Annotated in this window: 17 protein-coding genes and 1 tRNA gene; 11 read left to right on the forward strand and 7 right to left on the reverse strand. The window is 70.7% G+C overall.

All coding sequences use genetic code 11. The annotated features are described in order from the left end of the window. Position 1: 1 nt before the first annotated feature. Both VFV21_RS00460 and VFV21_RS00465 read right to left on the reverse strand, forming a co-directional pair. The gene (locus VFV21_RS00460; RefSeq protein WP_329667612.1) at positions 2-1,150 is read right to left on the reverse strand and encodes a pyridoxal phosphate-dependent aminotransferase; all 1,149 of its coding nucleotides are present in this window, start codon (positions 1,148-1,150) and stop codon (positions 2-4) included. Positions 1,151-1,318: 168 nt separating this feature from the next. Then, on the reverse strand, positions 1,319-4,999 hold the full coding sequence (locus VFV21_RS00465) for a S8 family peptidase (RefSeq protein WP_329667613.1): 3,681 nt from the start codon (positions 4,997-4,999) through the stop codon (positions 1,319-1,321). Positions 5,000-5,197: 198 nt separating this feature from the next. Between VFV21_RS00465 and ccmA the strand changes: the two genes are divergently transcribed. From ccmA to metX, 10 genes are read left to right on the forward strand one after another with little or no spacing between them, the layout of a single operon-like run. Then, complete coding sequence (gene ccmA, locus VFV21_RS00470) at positions 5,198-5,851, forward strand: heme ABC exporter ATP-binding protein CcmA (protein ID WP_329667614.1); 654 nt, start codon at positions 5,198-5,200, stop codon at positions 5,849-5,851. Next, on the forward strand, positions 5,848-6,531 hold the full coding sequence (gene ccmB / locus VFV21_RS00475; RefSeq protein WP_329667615.1) for a heme exporter protein CcmB: 684 nt from the start codon (positions 5,848-5,850) through the stop codon (positions 6,529-6,531). Before ccmA ends, ccmB begins: the two co-directional genes overlap by 4 nt. Positions 6,532-6,548: 17 nt before the next feature. Next, complete coding sequence (ccmC, locus tag VFV21_RS00480; protein WP_329667616.1) at positions 6,549-7,298, forward strand: heme ABC transporter permease CcmC; 750 nt, start codon at positions 6,549-6,551, stop codon at positions 7,296-7,298. Further along, on the forward strand, positions 7,295-7,453 hold the full coding sequence (ccmD, locus tag VFV21_RS00485) for a heme exporter protein CcmD (protein ID WP_329667617.1): 159 nt from the start codon (positions 7,295-7,297) through the stop codon (positions 7,451-7,453). Before ccmC ends, ccmD begins: the two co-directional genes overlap by 4 nt. Then, positions 7,450-7,926: a cytochrome c maturation protein CcmE gene (ccmE, locus tag VFV21_RS00490; RefSeq protein WP_034209954.1), complete on the forward strand. Its 477-nt coding sequence runs from the start codon at positions 7,450-7,452 to the stop codon at positions 7,924-7,926. The genes ccmD and ccmE overlap by 4 nt, the downstream gene beginning before the upstream one ends. After that, the gene (locus VFV21_RS00495; protein ID WP_329667618.1) at positions 7,927-9,846 is read left to right on the forward strand and encodes a heme lyase CcmF/NrfE family subunit; all 1,920 of its coding nucleotides are present in this window, start codon (positions 7,927-7,929) and stop codon (positions 9,844-9,846) included. After that, on the forward strand, positions 9,843-10,376 hold the full coding sequence (locus tag VFV21_RS00500) for a DsbE family thiol:disulfide interchange protein (RefSeq protein WP_329667619.1): 534 nt from the start codon (positions 9,843-9,845) through the stop codon (positions 10,374-10,376). The genes VFV21_RS00495 and VFV21_RS00500 overlap by 4 nt, the downstream gene beginning before the upstream one ends. Beyond that, positions 10,373-10,798 carry a cytochrome c-type biogenesis protein gene (locus VFV21_RS00505; protein ID WP_329667620.1) on the forward strand — a complete coding sequence of 142 codons (426 nt, stop codon included), beginning with the start codon at positions 10,373-10,375 and terminating at the stop codon, positions 10,796-10,798. Before VFV21_RS00500 ends, VFV21_RS00505 begins: the two co-directional genes overlap by 4 nt. Then, on the forward strand, positions 10,798-11,796 hold the full coding sequence (locus tag VFV21_RS00510) for a tetratricopeptide repeat protein (RefSeq protein ID WP_329667621.1): 999 nt from the start codon (positions 10,798-10,800) through the stop codon (positions 11,794-11,796). Before VFV21_RS00505 ends, VFV21_RS00510 begins: the two co-directional genes overlap by 1 nt. After that, positions 11,793-12,905 carry a homoserine O-acetyltransferase MetX gene (metX, locus tag VFV21_RS00515; protein WP_329667622.1) on the forward strand — a complete coding sequence of 371 codons (1,113 nt, stop codon included), beginning with the start codon at positions 11,793-11,795 and terminating at the stop codon, positions 12,903-12,905. The genes VFV21_RS00510 and metX overlap by 4 nt, the downstream gene beginning before the upstream one ends. A gap of 214 nt (positions 12,906-13,119) precedes the next feature. Here metX and VFV21_RS00520 read toward each other — a convergent pair. The 4 genes from VFV21_RS00520 to VFV21_RS00535 all read right to left on the reverse strand — a co-directional run bounded on the left by VFV21_RS00520 (position 13,120) and on the right by VFV21_RS00535 (position 15,047). Further along, positions 13,120-13,205 (reverse strand) — tRNA-Leu (locus VFV21_RS00520). Between the two features lie 22 nt (positions 13,206-13,227). Beyond that, positions 13,228-13,806, reverse strand: a complete 579-nt coding sequence (locus VFV21_RS00525) for a cysteine dioxygenase family protein (RefSeq protein ID WP_329667623.1) — start codon at positions 13,804-13,806, stop codon at positions 13,228-13,230. A gap of 67 nt (positions 13,807-13,873) precedes the next feature. After that, positions 13,874-14,305 carry a hypothetical protein gene (locus VFV21_RS00530; protein ID WP_329667693.1) on the reverse strand — a complete coding sequence of 144 codons (432 nt, stop codon included), beginning with the start codon at positions 14,303-14,305 and terminating at the stop codon, positions 13,874-13,876. A 31-nt stretch (positions 14,306-14,336) separates the two neighbouring features. Then, positions 14,337-15,047, reverse strand: coding sequence for a hypothetical protein (locus VFV21_RS00535; protein WP_329667624.1), 711 nt, complete (start codon positions 15,045-15,047; stop codon positions 14,337-14,339). A 110-nt stretch (positions 15,048-15,157) separates the two neighbouring features. Between VFV21_RS00535 and VFV21_RS00540 the strand changes: the two genes are divergently transcribed. After that, positions 15,158-16,486, forward strand: coding sequence for a hypothetical protein (locus VFV21_RS00540; RefSeq protein ID WP_329667625.1), 1,329 nt, complete (start codon positions 15,158-15,160; stop codon positions 16,484-16,486). Here the strand turns inward: VFV21_RS00540 and VFV21_RS00545 are convergent, their stop codons facing one another. Next, positions 16,487-17,146, reverse strand: a complete 660-nt coding sequence (locus tag VFV21_RS00545; RefSeq protein WP_329667626.1) for a response regulator transcription factor — start codon at positions 17,144-17,146, stop codon at positions 16,487-16,489. Positions 17,147-17,227: the final 81 nt, after the last annotated feature.

The following is a 17,227-nucleotide window of genomic DNA, read 5'->3' on the forward strand; positions in this document are numbered from 1 at the left end:
CTCAGATCCTCGCCAGCCGCTCGATCGCGGCGTCCAGGGTGGATTCGACCTTGGCGAAGCACAGCCGCGCCAGGCGCTGGCCGGCCGGCGGCGTCTCGTAGAACGGCGACAGCGGGATCGCGGCCACGCCCTTCTCGATCGTCAGCCAGCGGCAGAACTCCGCGTCCGGCAGGTGGCTCACCGCCGAATAGTCCACCAGCTGGAAATAGCCGCCCGGCACCGGCAGCGGCTTCAGGCGCGTGCCCAGCAGCTGTTCGCGGAAGCGGTCGCGCTTGGCCTGGTAGAAGGCGCCGAGCTCGTCGTAGTGCGCCGGCTCCTGCGCGATCATCGCCGCGAACGCCCACTGCGCCGGGGCGAAACTGCAGAAGGTGTTGTACTGGTGCACCTTGCGGAACTCGGCGCTCAGCTTCGGCGGCGCGATCGCGTAGCCGATCTTCCAGCCGGTGCAGTGGTAGGTCTTGCCGAAGCTGGACACGACCACGGACCGCTCGGCCAGCTCCGGGTAGCGCAGCACCGATTCATGCCGGCGGCCGTCGAAGATGATGTGCTCGTAGACCTCGTCCGAGAGCAGGATGATGTCGGTGCCGCGCAGCAGGCCGGCCAGCGCCGCCATGTCGTCGGCGGTGAACATCGCGCCGGACGGATTGTGCGGCGTGTTCACCATCAGCATGCGGGTGCGCGGCGTGATGGCGTCGCGCACGCGCTGCCAGTCGACGCTGAAATCCACGGGATCCAGCGGCACGTGCACGGGGGTCGCGCCGGCGAGGTCGATGGCGGGCTCGTAGCAGTCGTAGCAGGGGTCGAGCACGATCACCTCCTCGCCCGGGCTGACCAGGGCGAGGATGGCGTTGAAGATCGCCTCGCTGGCGCCGCTGGTCACCGTGACCTCGGCGTCGGCATCCACGGTGCGGCCGTAGCAGCGCGCGGTCTTGGCGGCGATGGCCTGGCGCAGGGCCGGGATGCCGGTCATCGGCGCGTACTGGTTCTTGCCCTCGGCCATCGCGCGCGCGAGTTCGTCCACCAGCCGCTGCGGCACCGGGAAATCCGGGAAGCCCTGGCCCAGGTTGACCGCCTGGTGCTCCAGCGCCAGCTGGGACATGACGGTAAAGATGGTGGTGCCGACCTTCGGCAGCTTGTTGGGCACGTGCATGGGCGGGAGCGTCGTTTCGGCGGGAGCCCGTATTATGCCGCCCCCGGCCCTGTGGGAGGGACTTCAGTCCCGATGCTTTCAGGCACAAGCCATCGGGACTGGAGCCCCTCCCACGGCTGAAAAAAAGGGGCCCCGGAGGGCCCCTTCTTCACGCGGCATGGCACGGGCTTACTGGCAGTTCTTGCGCTGCGACAGCTGCGCGACCGGGAGGTTCTGCACCCAGTTGCCCGCCAGCGCGCCGGTCAGGTTGGCATTGACCGACATGTTGGTGACGTTGTTGGTCGCCAGCGTGCGGGTGCCGGTGCCGGCGGCGGTGCCGGTCAGCTGCACCGGGGCGGCCAGCGGCGAGAAGCCGGCGAACCACTGCAGGTTGAAGTTGCCGACGCTGCCGTCGAAGTTCTTCTGGCCGTACAGCCAGCGCGGGAAACCCTGGCCGTCGTAGACGTAGGGGATGAAGACTTCCTGCGGATTGGCGCCACCGGTGACCTGGTAGCTGTAGCCGAAGCCCGACAGCGTCGGCGAGAACCAGTGGCCGCTCACGTCGAGGGTCTGGCCGTTGAACTGCGGGCAGGTGCCGCCGCCGATGCGGACCATCGGCTCCGAACCGCTGCGGCCGTCGAGGTTGAAGCTCATCGTCATCGTCTCGGCCCCGGTCGGGGTCACGATCACGTCGCCGACGTCCACCGCGTGCGTGCTGTCGCCGTCCCAGACGACGCGGAACAGCTCCGCCTTCCAGATGCCGTCCGCGCCGGGCGTGGCGCCCTGCGAGTAGTACCAGGTCGGGGTGGTGTCCTCGAGGTAGGCGTACCAGACCGAGATCCACTGGTCCGGGTTCCCGGCCGGGCCCGCGAAGTCGATGAACAGGCCATGGCCGTCGCGCGCAGGGTTGAAGTACTGGCCCGAGAGGAAGGCCGGCTTCACGCCCTGGGTGAGGATGCGCGCGGTGACCGTGGCGCTCACCGTGCCGCCGGTGGCGTTGGTGGGCACCACGTAGTAGCGGCCCGGCGGCAGGTTGCCACCCGCGACGGTCAGCGACTCATTGCCCGAACCCGAGGCGACGCGGTAGATCGCCTGCCCGTTCCATGCCGGCGCCGAGGCGATGGCCGGACCGGTCGGCGAGGCCACGTGGGCGACGTACAGGTCCACGTTGCCGGTGGCATTGCTGGTGGTGAACTCGACGCTGGTCACGTTCGGCGGCACGTCGAAGTACAGCTTGTCGTGGCTGGCGCCCGCCGGCAGCGTCACCGCGCGGCCAACGTTGTTGGCCAGCGCGAACGGCTCGAAGCTGCTGCCGGTGCGCGTGAGGCGGATCGGCACTTCGATCGGGTTCGCGCCCGGGCTGGGCTGGATGAACAGCAGGCCCTCGCGCGACTGGCCATTGACCAGGCCCGGATCATCGTAGGCGACGCGGATGCGGAAGGACGCGCTGGCCGAGGTGCGGCCGGGGCCGCTGGCCACCATGGCCGACGTGCTCGAGACCGAGATCGGCAGCAGCACCGAATCCACGCGCACGCCCGTGCCCGGGCCGCTGAAGTTCTGGACCACGATCCAGTACTGGGCGGCGGAGGCCTGGGAGGTGAAGCTGAGCACGCAGGACTCGTTGGACCCGCTCGTGAGCGAGGTGCAGAGCTCTTCGGCCTCGCGGCCCGCGCCGTTGAGGTCGGTGTCGCGGCCCACGAACAGGTCGATGTCCGGGTTCGTCGCCGTGGTGGTCACGGTGAGGCGGTACTGGATCGGATCGCTGCCGGCCGGCGTGGCCGGCACCGAGACCAGGCGCAGGTAGGTATTGGAGCCGGCGTCGTAGGGATCGTTGTTGGTCGGATCAGCCGCGATGGTCTGCGTGGTGCTGACCGGCGCCACCAGGCTGGAGGTGCTGAAGCGCGCCTCCGGCATCGGCACCATGCCGCTGAGCGTGATGTCGAAGTAGTCGCGCTCACGGGTCACGTTGCGGGTGATCGTCGACAGCGCCGCTTCGGCGGCCGAGCTGGCGAACGGCGAGACGTAGATCGACACCGGCAGGCGCAGGTTCGGACGACCGTCGCCGGAGGTGTTCACCAGGGTGACGCTGCCGTAGACCCACTTGCCCACCAGGGCCGGGCTGTCGACATTGACGGTGAAGCTGACCGCCTGGCCACCGGCGCTGCTGGTGAACGAGCCCACGCTCGGGGTGATGGTGGCGCCCGGCGCATCGGTGAAGCTGGCCTGCACGCTGTAGTTGCCGGCCGCGGCACCCGGCATCAGCTTGAACGTGCGGGTGAGCACGCAGCTGCGGAAGCAGGCGCCGTGGGCGATGCTGGGCAGGTTGATGTTCTCGGCGCCGCCCGTGTACGGGTTGGCGCGCGGGGCGTTGAAGCCGCCCGCCGGCACGTCGAGGTAGAGGCCGGCGCGCGCGGCCAGGGCCACGTCCACCATGCCCGAGCCCTGGTCGTGCGGGGTGGTCGGCAGGGAGAACTCGGTGACCGAGGGTCGCGCGGTGAGCATCAGCGCCGAGATGATCTCGTCGGGGGTGTGGCCCGGGTGGATCGAGCGCAGCAGCGCGGCGGCGCCGGCCACGTGCGGCGACGACATCGAGGTGCCGCTGAGGGTGGCTACCGCCGTGTTGCTGGCGGTGCCGGCGGCGCGGATGCTGACGCCCGGACCCGTGATGTCGGGCTTGTTCACGCCGAGCGGGACGACCGGGCCGCGGCCGCTGAAGCTGGCGAGGCGATCGCCGGCGCCGGAGCGGTCGTGGGTGGCGGCGGCGACGCCCATCACCCAGGGCGAGTTGGCCGGGTTGCCGTGCGTGCCCGGATCCGGGCCGTCGTTGCCGGCCGAGGCCGCCACCACGATGCCGGCCTCGCGGGCCGCCAGGAAGGATTCCGCGTCATCGGCGCCGGCCACGCCGACCGAGTCCCACGGATCGAAGGGGCCGCTGCCGATGGAGTAGTTGATGACGTCCACGCCGTCGGCGATGGCGCGGTCGATCGAGGCGAGGATGGCCGAGCCGGTGCAGGTATCGGCCGGGCAGGCCTTGTAGGCGATCAGGTTCGCGCGCGGCGCCACGCCGCTGTAGGTGACGCCGCCGGAGGAAAACGGCGCGCCGACCGCCGTGGAGGCGGTGTGGGTGCCGTGGCCGTCGTCGTCGATCGGGTCGCCGATGCCATTGGCCGGGCCGGTGAAGTCCCAGAGGCCGATCACCTTGTTGTTGCAGGCCGAGGGCACCGAGGCGCAGTAGCCGACGAAGCCCGGCAGCGGGTTGGTGATGCCCGCGCCCGAGAAGGACACGTGGGTGCGGTTGATGCCGCTGTCGATGACGCCGACGATCACGCCCTCGCCGCGGTTGGCGACGCCGGTGGCGAGCCCGGACCAGACCTGGTCGGCCTTGATCCAGAGCGGGCCGCGGTCGGTCATCAGGTAGCGCTCGAACTCCGGGCGCACGGTGCGCACGCCGGGCAGGCGCGCGATGCGCTTGGCTTCATCGGCGGTGAGCTCGACGCTCATGCCGTTGAGGCCGTGGCGGAAGACGTGGGTCGGCTCCAGCGGGCGCATCAGCGCGATGGCCGCGTCGTTGAGGCGCGTGCGGCGGAGGTCGTCGAGGTAGTCGACGTACTCGACCGCCGCGGCGCTGGTGGCGTCGTACTTGCGCTCGCCGGTGGCCATCGGGCTGGTGGCGGCCAGCGACGGGCGGCCGGCGTCGGCCTTGCCGAAGCCGCGGAAACGGGCGGCCGGGGCCTCGTCGAAAACGACGATGTAGGTCTGCAGCGCATCGGCACGCAGCGCGTCGGGATTCTTGGGCGAAGCGGCATCGGGCGAACCTGCCGGCAGGCCGAGGCCCAGGGCGATCGCGAGCATCAGGGGTGTGGCGCGCATGGAATAGCTGTCCTGCAGATGAATGAGCCGCTCGATTCTCCCCCAGCCACATTGCAATCACAATCATCCAATGGCAGGAAACGCCGGGCCGCGGTCAACTATGTGAAGGATCGCTGTTCACCGCGCCATTTGGTTACCGGGGCTGCCCTGACCTGCGTCATGGACAGCGCCAGCCCCGGCTCGTAGCATGCCCGCGCAATGACCGACTCCCCGCACGCCTCGTCCCCGCTGCTGCAGGCCCGCGGGCTGTGCTTCTCGCGCAACGACGAGCCGGTGTTCGGCCCCCTCGACTTCACCCTGGGCCCCGGCGAAGCCCTGCTGGTGCTGGGCGGCAACGGCGCCGGCAAGACCACGCTGCTGCGCGTGCTGGCCGGCTTGTTGCCCGCCTCGGGGGGCGAAGTCGCCCTGCAGGGCCGGCCGGTGGACCGCGACCACCTGGCCCGCGGCAGCGCCTATCTCGGACACCTGTCCGGGCACAAGGCTGACCTCGGCGCGCTGGAAAACCTGGCCTACAGCCACGCCCTCCAGGGCGGCGACCCCGGCGCCGACCTCGCGGCCGCGCTCGCCGCCGTCGGCCTGGCCGGCCACGAAGACAGCCCCGCCCGTCGCCTCTCGGCCGGCCAGAACAAACGCCTGGCCCTCGCCCGCCTGCGCCTGCAGCCGGCACCGCTGTGGCTGCTGGACGAGCCCTACGCCAACCTCGACCTGGACGGCATCGCGCTGGTGAACCGCCTGATCCAGCAGCACCTCGCCACCGGCGGCGCCGCCCTGCTCACCACGCACGGCGCCTACGCGGCCCCGCCGGTGCCGGTGCGCACGCTCGCGCTGGGCCCGACCCGGGTGCCGGCGTGAGAGGCCCGTCGCTGCTGGCGGCCGGCCGCGCCCAGGCCCTGCGCGACCTGCGCCTGGTCTGGCGCCGGCGCGGTGATGCGGCCCAGCCGCTGCTGTTCTCGCTGATGGTGGTCGCCCTGTTCCCGCTGGCGCTCGGCGCCGACCCGCCGCAGTTGGCGCGTATCGCGCCGGGCGTGCTGTGGGTCGCGGTGCTGCTGTCGGGCCTGCTCACCCTGGACGCGCTCTACCGCAGCGATGTCGAGGACGGCAGCCTCGAGCAGATGCTGCTCGCGCCGGTGCCGCTGGCCTGGCTGATCGCCGTGCGCGTGGGCGTGCACTGGCTCACCACCGCCCTGCCCCTGGTGCTGGCGACGCCGCTGCTGGCGCAACTGCTGTACCTGCCGACGGAACTCCTGCCGGTGCTGGTGGCCTCGCTGCTGCTGGGCACGCCGCTGCTGAGCCTGGTGGGCGCGGTGGTCGCGGCGCTGACGGTCGGTATACGGCGCTCTGGTATGCTTTTGGCCCTGCTGGCGCTGCCTTTGTTCCTGCCCGTGCTGGTGTTCGGGGCAGGCAGCGTGATGGCCGCCGCGCAGGGCCTTCCCTGGGCCGGCGCCCTGCTGCTGCTGGGGGCCGGACTGGCCCTGGCCCTCGTGCTGGCCCCGCTCGCCGCCGCCGCGGCGGTCCGAATCGCCCTGAGCTGAAGAAGTCGCAAACCACCGTGAATCCCGTCCTGCTCTGGTTCCACCAACTCGGCTCGCCGCCGGTCTTCGACCGCTTCGCGGCGCGCTGGGTGCCGGTCTCCTTCCTGGTCGCCCTCGCGATGATGGCCGTGGGCCTCTACGGCGCGCTGTTCGTGGTGCCGGCCGACTACCAGCAGGGCGACAGCTTCCGCATCCTCTACATCCACGTGCCGGCCGCGTGGATGAGCCTGTTCGTGTACGCGCTGATGGCGGTCTATGCCGCCATCGCCCTGGTCTGGCACATCAAGCTGTGCGAAGTGCTGGCCATGGCCTGCGCCCCGGTCGGCGCCTGGTTCACCTTCGTCACCCTGGCCACCGGTTCGATCTGGGGCAAGCCGATGTGGGGCACCTGGTGGGACTGGGATCCGCGCCTGACCTCCGAACTGGTGCTGCTGTTCCTTTACCTGGGCGTGATCGGCCTTAACGCCGCGATCGAGGACCGCCGCGCCGCCGCGCGCGCCGCCGGCTTCCTGGCCATCGTCGGCGTGGTGCTGCTGCCGGTGATCCGCTACTCGGTGGAGTGGTGGAACTCGCTGCACCAGGGCGCCACCATCAAGCTGTTCGGCGAGTCCACCATGGATTCGTCCATGGCCTGGCCGCTTTGGGTGATGGTGTTCGCCACCAAGTTCTGGTTCATCGGCTCGCTGCTGCAGCGCGCCCGCGCCGACAACCTCGCGCGCGAGGCCGGCAAGGACTGGGCCCGCGCGGCCTCGGGGGTGGCGCGATGAGCTACCTCGAGTACGTCATCGGCGCCTACGCCGTGTTCGCGGCCTTCCTGGCCTGGGACTTCGCGGTGCCGCGCCTGAAGCTGGCGCGCACCCGCCGCGAGATCGCCCAGCGCGCCGCGCGCGAGGCCGCCCGCAAGACCGGAACCCCCGCATGAACCCGATCCGCAAGCGCCGCCTGCTGCTCATCCTCGCCCTGCTGGCCGCCTCCGGCGTCGCCGCGGCGCTGGTCACGCTCGCCCTGCGCGAGAACATCACCTACCTCTACACGCCCAGCCAGGTGTTCGCGGGCGAAGCCGCCGACCAGGCCGTGTTCCGGCTCGGCGGCATGGTCGCCAAGGACACGCTCAAGCGCGAGGAAGGCACGCTGAAGGTGCAGTTCGGCGTCACCGACGGCGACGCGATCATGACCGCGCACTACGAGGGCATCCTCCCCGACCTGTTCCGCGAGAACCAGGCCGTGGTCGCCACCGGCCGCCGCGAGGGCGACGTCTTCATCGCCACCCAGGTGCTGGCCAAGCACGACGAGCAGTACATGCCCAAGGAAGTCGCCGACGCGATGGGCAAGGCGCACGAGAAGCACAAGGTCGAGGCGGCGCCCGCGGGCGAAGCCAAGCCGGGAGGCTACTGAGTGCTGCCCGAACTGGGATTGATCAGCCTGCTGCTGGCGATGGTGCTGGCGGTGGCGCTGTCGGTGCTGCCGCTGGCCGGCGCGCACCGCGGCCACGCGGCCTGGATGGCCACCGCCCGGCCGCTGGCCTACGGCCTGCTGGTGCTGGTGTCGGTGTCGTACGCGCTGCTGACCTGGGCCTTCCTGCAGCACGATTTCTCGGTGGCCTATGTCGCCCAGAACTCGAACACGCTGCTGCCGCGCGCGTACCAGATCACCGCGGTGTGGAGTGCGCACGAAGGTTCGCTGCTGCTGTGGATCTGGTTCCTGGTGCTGTGGACCGCGCTGGTGGCGCGCTTCTCGAAGGCGCTGCCGGCGCCGGTGGTGGCGCGCGTGCTGGCGGTGATGGGCATGGTGTCGGTGGGCTTCCTCGCCTTCACCGTGTTCACGTCCAACCCCTTCGTGCGGCTGCTGCCGGCCGCGGCCGAAGGGCGCGACATGAACCCGCTGCTGCAGGACCCGGGCATGATCTTCCACCCGCCGCTGCTCTACATGGGCTACGTCGGCTTCGCGGTGGCGTTCGCGTTCGCGGTGGCGGCGCTGATCGACGGCAAGGTGGACGCGCAGTGGGTGCGCTGGTCGCGGCCGTGGACCAACGTGGCCTGGGCCTTCCTGACGCTGGGCATCGCGCTCGGCAGCTTCTGGGCCTATTACGAACTGGGCTGGGGCGGCTGGTGGTTCTGGGACCCGGTCGAGAACGCGAGCTTCATGCCCTGGCTCGTGGGCGCCGCGCTGGTGCACTCGCAGGCGGTGACCGAGAAGCGCGGCAGCTTCCGCGGCTGGACCCTGCTGCTGGCGATCGCGGCGTTCTCGCTGTCGCTGCTGGGCACCTTCCTGGTGCGCTCGGGCGTGCTGACCTCGGTGCATGCGTTCGCGTCGGATCCCGAGCGCGGCATGTTCATCCTCATTTTCCTCGCGATCGTGATCGGCGGCTCGCTGCTGCTGTACGCGATCCGCGCGCCCAAGGTGGAATCGGGGCAGCCGTTCGCGGCCGGCTCGCGCGAGACCTTCCTGCTGGCCAACAACCTGCTGCTCACCGCCTCGGCGGCGATGATCCTGCTGGGCACGCTCTACCCGCTGCTGGCCGACGCGCTCGACCTCGGCAAGATTTCCGTCGGCCCGCCCTACTTCGGCCTGCTGTTCATCCTGCTGATGGCGCCGCTGGTGGCGCTGGTGCCGTTCGGGCCGCTGGTGCGCTGGCAGCGCGAGGACATGTCTCAGCCGGTGCGCTGGCTGGCGCCGTGGGCCGTGCTGGCCGTGGTCGTGGGCGTGGCGACCTTCTTCCTGTGGCCCGAAGGCACCGCCAAGACGGCGTTCGGCCTGCTGGGCGCGGCCTGGATCCTGGGCGGCACGGCGCGCTTCGTCTGGCAGCGCGCGCGCTCGAAGGGCAGCCGCTTCACCGCCGAGATGGTCGGCATGGTGCTGGCGCATGCGGGCATCGGCCTCTTCGTGGCCGGCGTGTTCATCACCGAATCGACCAGCATCGAGCGTGACGTGGCGGCGCGGCCCGGGCAGTCGTTCGCGCTGCGCGGCTACGACTTCGCCTTCGACGGCGTGGAGAAGGCGCCGGGCCCGAATTTCATCGCCGACCGCGGCACCGTGCGCGTGAGCCGCGACGGCGAGGAGATCGCGGTGATGCACCCCGAGAAGCGCGCCTACAAGGCCGGCGGCCAGGTGATGACCGAGGCGGCCCTGCACGGCAGCCTGCACCGCGACCTGTACGTGGCGCTGGGTGAACCGCTGGATGCGAACGGCACCTGGGCGCTGCGGCTGTACGTGAAGCCCTGGATCCGCCTGATCTGGCTCGGCGCGCTGTTCATGGCGCTCGGCGGCTTCATCGTCGCCTTCGACCAGCGCTTCCGGCGCAAGGTGGCGGCATGATCAAGCGGCTGCTGCCCTTCATCGCCTTCCTCGGCCTGGCCGTGCTGCTGGGCGTGGGCGTGATGATGAATTCGGGCAAGGACACCAGCGCGATCCCGTCGCCGCTGGTGGGCAAGCCGGCGCCTGAATTCGCGCTGCCGGTGCTGGGCGAGCCCGACCGCATCGTGCGCAATACCGACCTGCGCGGCGCGCCCTACCTGCTCAACGTCTGGGGCAGCTGGTGCCCGGCCTGCCGCGACGAGCACCCGGTGATCACGCGCCTGGCCGAAAGCGGCGTCATCAAGGTGGTCGGCTACGACTACAAGGACACCACCGAGGACGCGCAGCGCTGGCTGCAGCAGTTCGGCAATCCCTACGACCTGGTGATCACCGACGAGGAAGGCCGCGCCGCGCTCGACTGGGGCATCTACGGCGCGCCCGAGACCTTCCTGGTGGATGCGCAGGGCGTGATCCGCTGGAAGCACGTCGGGCCGGTGACGGATGAAGTCGTCGAAGCGCAGCTGCTGCCGTTGATCGAGGACCTGCGATGAAGCGCCTGCTTTTCCTGATGCTGATGCTGGCCTCGCTGGTGGCGAACGCCGCCGCGCCGATCGAGTTCCGCGACGCCGCCGAGGAAGCCCGCTTCCGCGCGCTGAGCGCCGAGCTGCGCTGCGTGATGTGCCAGAACCAGTCGCTGGCCGACTCCAATGCCCAGATCGCCGAGGACCTGCGCCGCCAGGTGCTCGACCTGATGCGCCAGGGCAAGACCGACGCCGAGATCAAGGACTACCTGGTCGCGCGCTACAGCGATTTCGTGCTCTACAACCCGCCGGTGAAGCCGACCACCTGGCTGCTGTGGTTCGGCCCGGCGCTGATCCTGCTGGGCGGCGCCGCCGTGCTGGTGGCCGTGGTGCGCCGCCGCGCTGCCGCCGCGCCCGCCGTGCCGCCGGCCAACGATTCCCAGGAGTGGTGATGACGTCTTTCCTGATCGGCGCCGCGCTGCTGGTGGTGCTGGCGCTGGCCTTCGTGCTGCCGCCGCTGTGGCGGTCCTCGCGCGGCAGTGCGCTGGCGATGCTGCTGGCGGTGCCCGTGTTCACCGCCGGGCTCTATTACGCCGTGGGCGAACCCGATGCGCTGGACCCGGCCAACGTCGAAGCCCCCACCACGCTCGAAGGCGCCATCGCCCAGCTCGAACGCCGCCTGGCCGACGAACCCGGCAGCGTCGAGGGCTGGGTGCTGCTCGGCCGCAGCCGCATGGCGCAGCAGCGCTGGACCGAGGCGCGCGACGCCTTCGCGCGGGCCTACGCGATCTTGCCCAACGAACCGGACCTGATGGTCGAGTACGCCGACGCGCAGATGCGCGCCGCGCCCGACGGCCGTTTCCCCGACAGCGCCACGCGCCTGCTGGAGCAGGTCGTCGCCGCCGCGCCGTCGCACCAGCGCGGCCTGTTCTTCCTCGGCGCACAGCGCCTGCAGGCAGGCCAGCCGGCCGAGGCCGCCGAGGTGTGGGGCCGCCTGCTGCCGCTGCTCGACCCGCAAACCGCGCTGGCGCTGAAGCCGCAGCTGGACCAGGCACGCGAACTGGCCGGCCTGGCGCCGCTCGAGGACGCGCCCGTTGCCGCGGGCCCCACGATCACGGTCACCGTCGCGCTCGCGCCCGCCCTGGCCGAACAGGTGGGTGACGGCAGCGTGCTCTACGTCTTCGCCCGCACCGCCGATGGCGCGGGCCTGCCGGTGGCGGTGAAGCGGCTGCCGGCCACCGGTTTCCCGCTCACGCTGACGCTGTCGGACGCCGACGGCCTGATGCCAGCGCAGAAGCTTTCGATGCAGTCGGAAGTCCGCGTCCTGGCGCGCATCTCGAAGTCGGGTGACGCGGCCGCCGCGCCGGGCGACCTCGAGGCCACCGCCGTGACGCTGGCCGTCGCCGACGGCGCCCGCGCCGAGCTGGTGATCGACCAGGTGCTGCCGTGAGCGAGGCGATCCCGCCGGGTACGCGCTTCGTCGCCCTGCCCTCGCCGTTTCCGTTCAAGCGCGGCGGCGCGCTGCACGGCGCGCGCATGGCCTGCGAAACCTGGGGTGAATTGAACGCCGCGCGCGACAACGCGGTGCTGATCTTCACCGGGCTGTCGCCGAACGCGCACGCCGCGTCGAACGCGGGCAACCACGAGCCGGGCTGGTGGGAAGCGATGCTGGGGCCGGGCAAGCCGATCGACACCGACCGCTGGTTCGTCGTCTGCGTGAACGCGCTCGGCAGCTGCAAGGGCTCCACCGGCGCGGCGTCGATCAACCCGGCCACCGGCCAGCCCTACCGCCTCGACTTCCCCGACCTCTCGATCGAGGACGGCGCCCGCGCGGCCCACCACGTCGTGCAGTCGCTGGGCATCGAGCGCCTGGCCTGCGTGATCGGCAACTCGATGGGCGGCATGACCGCGCTGGCCTTCCTGCTGCTGCACCCGGGCGCGGCGCGCACGCACATCAATGTCTCGGGCAGCGCGCAGGCGCTGCCGTTCTCGATCGCCATCCGCTCGCTGCAGCGCGAGGCGATCCGGCTCGATCCGAACTGGAACCAGGGCCTCTACGACGAGCACGCGTATCCGGAGAACGGCATGCGCATCGCGCGCAAGCTGGGCGTGGTGACGTACCGCTCGGCGATGGAGTGGGACGGCCGTTTCGGCCGCGTGCGCCTGGACAGCGAGTGCCGCGAGGACGATCCCTTCGGGCAGGAGTTCGAGGTCGAGCGCTACCTCGAGGGCCACGCGCGCCGCTTCGTGCGCAGCTTCGACCCGAACTGCTACCTGTACCTGGGCCGTTCGATGGACTGGTTCGACGTGGCCGAGTACGGCAACGGCGATGTTCTGCGCGGGCTGGCGAACATCAAGCTCGAACGCGCGCTCGCGATCGGCGTCCACACCGACATCCTCTTCCCCCTGCAGCAGCAGGAGCAGGTCGCCGACGGCCTGCGCGCCGGCGGCGCCGATTCGGAGTTCCTGCCCCTGCCCTCGCCGCAGGGCCATGATGCGTTCCTGGTCGACATCGACCGCTTCGGGCCCGCCATCGCCGGGTTCCTCGCGAAGATCTAGCGTTACTAGTTTGAACGCGGATCAAAGCGGAAAAGGCACGATCAGAGCGGATGAGGGAGCCTGGATTGGATTGAGGCCAGTGCCTGACCAGGTCGCTGGCTCCAATTTCAGTTAATCCGCTTTTATCCTGCGTTTTCCGCTTTGATCCGCGTTCAAAAAAGAAGGCCCGCTTTCGCGGGCCCCTTCGATCACAAATGAACCTGGTTCATTTGGGTGGTACCGGTGATAGGACTCGAACCTACACGACATCGCTGCCAAGGGATTTTGAGTCCCCCGCGTCTACCATTCCGCCACACCGGCACGTTGGCGCGGGGATTATAGCTCAGGCCGCTTCGTCGAGGCCGAGCTGGCGGTCGGCCTTGGTGTACCAGCCGTCGGCCGCGGGGTGGAAGTGCGCGCAGCAGGTCAGGGCCTGCTTGTAGATGTGCAGGGACACCGCGATGTCGGTGGCGCTGGGGTTGCGGATGGTGTGGTACTCGTGCGGCGGGATCAGGCTGCCGGCCGAGCCGGCGCCGGCCAGCGTGGTGCCCACGGGCTCGAACTGGAACCGGTCGCCGTCGCGGCCGCGCAGGTCGTACTGGGTGATCTCCAGCTGGCCCTCGACGATGCCCTCGACGCACCACACGCCGGAATGATCGTGGATGGCGGTGCCCTGCCCCGGGCCCCAGGTCATGGCCACCACGCTGAAGCCGGTCAGCTCGCAGCGGTAGAGCTCGCGGCGGGCGTAGTGGTCGGCCACGGGCTCGAGCACGCAGGCCGGCAGGGTCATGGCGCGCTTGCGGATCAGCTCGGAGAGGCCGTTGCGGATGCAGTCGGTGGTCTGGCGCTGGCAGTCACCGGTGACCGCCGCGTTGATCATCGCGATCAGCTTGTCGCTGCCGGGGAATTCGAGGGCCAACATGGCATCACCAGGGGTTTCGGGATGGCCGGCAGTTTACCACCGCCCTTTCACGCCGCCTTGAGGGGCGTCAAAGCCGCCCGGGCCGCGGCCAGGGCCACCAGCCGCGCCCGGTCAGGGCGTAGCGGTCGGCCGCCTGCTCGAAACGGTTGCGGTGGCTGATGCCGCCGCAGGCGAAGTACAGCGGCAGGAACAGCGGCCCCAGCGCCAGGTACTGCAGCACGTGGGCGCGCTCGTGGTCGCCCAGCCTCACCTGCTGGTCGCGGCCGCCGCGGGCGCGGCAGGCGTAGGTCACGGCCGGCTCGTCCAGGCTGCCGCCGGTGTGCAGGATCACGTTGCCCAGGGTCAGCGCCCCGCCCGGGCCCCAGGGATAGCGGTGGAACACCAGCGCCGCATCGGAGAACCGGGCGCGGGCCCCGAAGGGCACCCCGGCCAGGCCCGCCAGCAGGCCCGCCGCCGTCACCGGGCTGGCCCAGGCCAGCCCCAGCGTGGCGAGCAGCATCCGCGCGAGGCCGACCAGCAAGGGCACGGCCTTACTGGCCGCCCCAGATCAGCCGGGCCAGCGCTTCCGCGTGGTCGGGCGACAGCTGGGTGGCGTTGTGCGTGAACGCATTGATGGCCCAGCAGGCGTCGGCGTCGGGCGCCGAAAGGGGGTCCTGCAGCACGCGCTGCAGGCGCGCGACGTCGTTCTGGTTGAAGCGGCCGCCCAGCTCCATCAGCGCGCGCTCGCGCGCCGGCTGGTCGACCGGGCGCTCGGGCAGGTCGTTGACCTCGGCCTTGAGCGCCGCCAGGTAGAAGCGCCAGAAGTTGAGGTGGTGGCGCGGCGGCAGGCGCTCGAGGGCGCTCTGGACGTCGGCGCCCAGCACCCGGTCGAAATCGTCCTTGGGCCGCATCAGCTTGGCGCAGTTGGCCTGCTGCAGGCGCGGGATCACGGCCGCCATGGCCCGGGTCACCGAGATCAGCTGCGCGGAATCCAGCGAACGGGCGCCCCGGCGCAGCGCGGCGTCCATTTCCGCGTACAGGCCCTTGCTGGTGAACGTGCCGGCGAAGCGCTCGCGCAGCTGCGGATCGGCGTTGAACTGGTCGACGAACTCCTGCTGCTGCGCATGCAGCGCCGAGCCGGGCGCATACGGGTTCCTTACCTCGCCGCTGGAGATGAGCAGCACCGGCTGGTCCTTGAGCAGCGACTTGCCCACCACGGCGGCACCGACCACCAGCGCCAGGATCAACAGCAGCTTCTTCATGCCTTGCCCGCCTTGCGCGCGTTCGAATGAGGGCGCCGATGCTACCACCGCGCGCTTGTCCCGGACCGCCGCGGTCTGCCAACCTAGCCGCTTGGTACAAGGGGACTAACATGGACCAGCCCGACGCCGCGGCCACGCCCGGCACCGACGATCCGCTGCAGCTTCCCAAGCGCACCACCCCGACCTGGGACATGGAGCTGCTGATCTCGGGCGCCACGGTGTTCGGCCTGCTGCAGCTGCCGGCGCTCACCGATCGCTTCATGTTCAACATGAGCAACGGCAGCGCCATGGAGCTCGGCGGGCTGGTGATGGCGCTGTGGGTTTATGCCAAGTTCGCGCTGCTGACCCTGATCGGCACCTTCATCGCCCACCTGGCCCTGCGCGGGCACTGGGTGGCGCTGGTGGGCCTGAATTCGGTCTATCCGGGCGGCATCCGCTGGGAAAACATGGCCAAGCGCATGGGCCCGCACTACATCGAGGCCAGCCGTGACAAGTGCGGCGAGATGTCGGAGCTCATCGAGCAGGCCGACAACCGCGCCAGCCGCGTGTTCGGCGTGGGCTTCGGGCTGGCGGTGGTGATGCTGATGCCCATGGTGATCGTGACCCTGGGCGCCGCCCTGATCTGGATCTTCCTGGCGCTGGGCGGGCCGCGCGGCAACGCCACGTTTTACGCGGTGGTCGCCGTTTTCCTGCTGCTGTTCCTGCCCTTCGGCGCGCTGGTGGCCTGGGACCGGCGGCGCGGTGCGCGCGCGCCCGCGGGGTCCCGCGAGGCCCGCTGGCTGCAGCGCGGCTTCCGGTTCTATGTGGCGCTGGGGTTCAACCGCGGCAACAACCCGCTGCTGATGCTCTTCGTCAGCAACGAAGGCGGCCGCCTCACCGGCTGGCTGGTGGGCATCACGATGGCGCTGATGATGGCGGTGGTGAGCTACCAGGCCTTCGCGGCGCGCGTCGGCTGGGGCTTCGGTGACTACCCGGGACTGCCGGACGACCGGGTCATGACGCCCAACACCCTGCTGCCCATGCACTACGCCAGCCAGCGCGGCGACGCGGTGATCCTGGTGCCGCCGCCCTACATCCCCGATCCGCTGGTGCGCGGCCCCTACCTGCGCGTGTTCATTCCCTACCTGCCCTCGCGCCACACGCTGGGGATGCAGCGGCGCTGCCCCGACGCGCTGGCGCGGGACGATGCCGGCGGCGATCGTGCGCGGCTCGACTGCCTCGCGCGCATCCTCGACCTGCGCATCGACGGCCAGCCGGCCGCGGTACCGCTCGATGCCGCCGAGGATCCGCAAACGGGACAGCGCGGGCTGCTGGCGATGATCCCGGTGTCGGGGCTGGCCGCCGGCCGCCACGAGCTCACGGTGATGCCGCCAACCGGAAAGGAGCGGGCCCCGGTCGACGCGGACACTAAGCCCTACCGCATCCCGTTCTGGCGCTGATCAGGCCTCGCGCGCGGGATCGGCCAGGGCCAGCGCGCCCAGCAGCACGCCGGCCTGGGTGCGGTTGCGCACGCCCAGCTTCTCGAAGATGGCGCTCATGTGCGCCTTCACCGTGCGCTCCTGGATGCCGAGTTCGTCGGCGATCTGCTTGTTGAGCCGGCCTTCCGCAACGCGCGCCAGCACCTTGAACTGCTGCGGGCTGAGCGTGGCCAGACGCGCGGCGGTCTCGCGGTCGCCCGCTTCGGCCGGGGCGCCCTTCACCGCCTCGCGCAGCGCGGGCGGCAGCCATTCCTCACAGGCCAGCACGGCGCGCAGGCCGGCCTGGAGCTCCGACAGGTCGGCGCGCTTGGTGAGGTAGCCAGCGGCACCGTAGGCGAGCGCGCGGCGAATGGTGACGGGGTCGTCGTGCGCCGAGATCATCGCCACGGCCACGCCCGGATGCTCGGCGCGCAGCGAGGCCAGGCCGACCAGGCCGTGGCTGCCGGGCATGTGCAGATCCAGCAGCACGAGGTCGGTGTCGGGGTGCGCGGCGAGTGCCGCCTGCACGCCCGGCAGGTCTTCGGCCTCGTGGATCGTCGCTTCGGGCAGCACGCCGCGCACCGCCTGCGTCAGCGCGAGGCGATACAGCGGATGGTCATCGGCAATCAACAGTCGCGTCATGGTCCGATTCTATCCGCATCCCTGGCCCGCGCCCTGTGGGAGGGACTTCAGTCCCGAGGCTTTCCGGCGAAAGGCTTCGGG

Origin of the sequence: Arenimonas sp. (genome assembly GCF_036275555.1) — a bacterium.
Classification (GTDB): Bacteria; Pseudomonadota; Gammaproteobacteria; order Xanthomonadales; family Xanthomonadaceae; genus Arenimonas.

Excerpts from the sequence above, each read along its gene's own strand:
- VFV21_RS00460 (WP_329667612.1), bottom strand. The coding sequence starts at position 1,150 with ATGCACGTGCCCAACAAGCTGCCGAAGGTCGGCACCACCATCTTTACC.
- VFV21_RS00465 (WP_329667613.1), bottom strand. The coding sequence starts at position 4,999 with ATGCGCGCCACACCCCTGATGCTCGCGATCGCCCTGGGCCTCGGCCTG.
- ccmA (WP_329667614.1), top strand. The coding sequence starts at position 5,198 with ATGACCGACTCCCCGCACGCCTCGTCCCCGCTGCTGCAGGCCCGCGGG.
- ccmD (WP_329667617.1), top strand. The coding sequence starts at position 7,295 with ATGAGCTACCTCGAGTACGTCATCGGCGCCTACGCCGTGTTCGCGGCC.
- ccmE (WP_034209954.1), top strand. The coding sequence starts at position 7,450 with ATGAACCCGATCCGCAAGCGCCGCCTGCTGCTCATCCTCGCCCTGCTG.
- VFV21_RS00500 (WP_329667619.1), top strand. The coding sequence starts at position 9,843 with ATGATCAAGCGGCTGCTGCCCTTCATCGCCTTCCTCGGCCTGGCCGTG.
- VFV21_RS00505 (WP_329667620.1), top strand. The coding sequence starts at position 10,373 with ATGAAGCGCCTGCTTTTCCTGATGCTGATGCTGGCCTCGCTGGTGGCG.
- VFV21_RS00510 (WP_329667621.1), top strand. The coding sequence starts at position 10,798 with ATGACGTCTTTCCTGATCGGCGCCGCGCTGCTGGTGGTGCTGGCGCTG.
- VFV21_RS00525 (WP_329667623.1), bottom strand. The coding sequence starts at position 13,806 with ATGTTGGCCCTCGAATTCCCCGGCAGCGACAAGCTGATCGCGATGATC.
- VFV21_RS00530 (WP_329667693.1), bottom strand. The coding sequence starts at position 14,305 with ATGCTGCTCGCCACGCTGGGGCTGGCCTGGGCCAGCCCGGTGACGGCG.
- VFV21_RS00535 (WP_329667624.1), bottom strand. The coding sequence starts at position 15,047 with ATGAAGAAGCTGCTGTTGATCCTGGCGCTGGTGGTCGGTGCCGCCGTG.
- VFV21_RS00540 (WP_329667625.1), top strand. The coding sequence starts at position 15,158 with ATGGACCAGCCCGACGCCGCGGCCACGCCCGGCACCGACGATCCGCTG.
- VFV21_RS00545 (WP_329667626.1), bottom strand. The coding sequence starts at position 17,146 with ATGACGCGACTGTTGATTGCCGATGACCATCCGCTGTATCGCCTCGCG.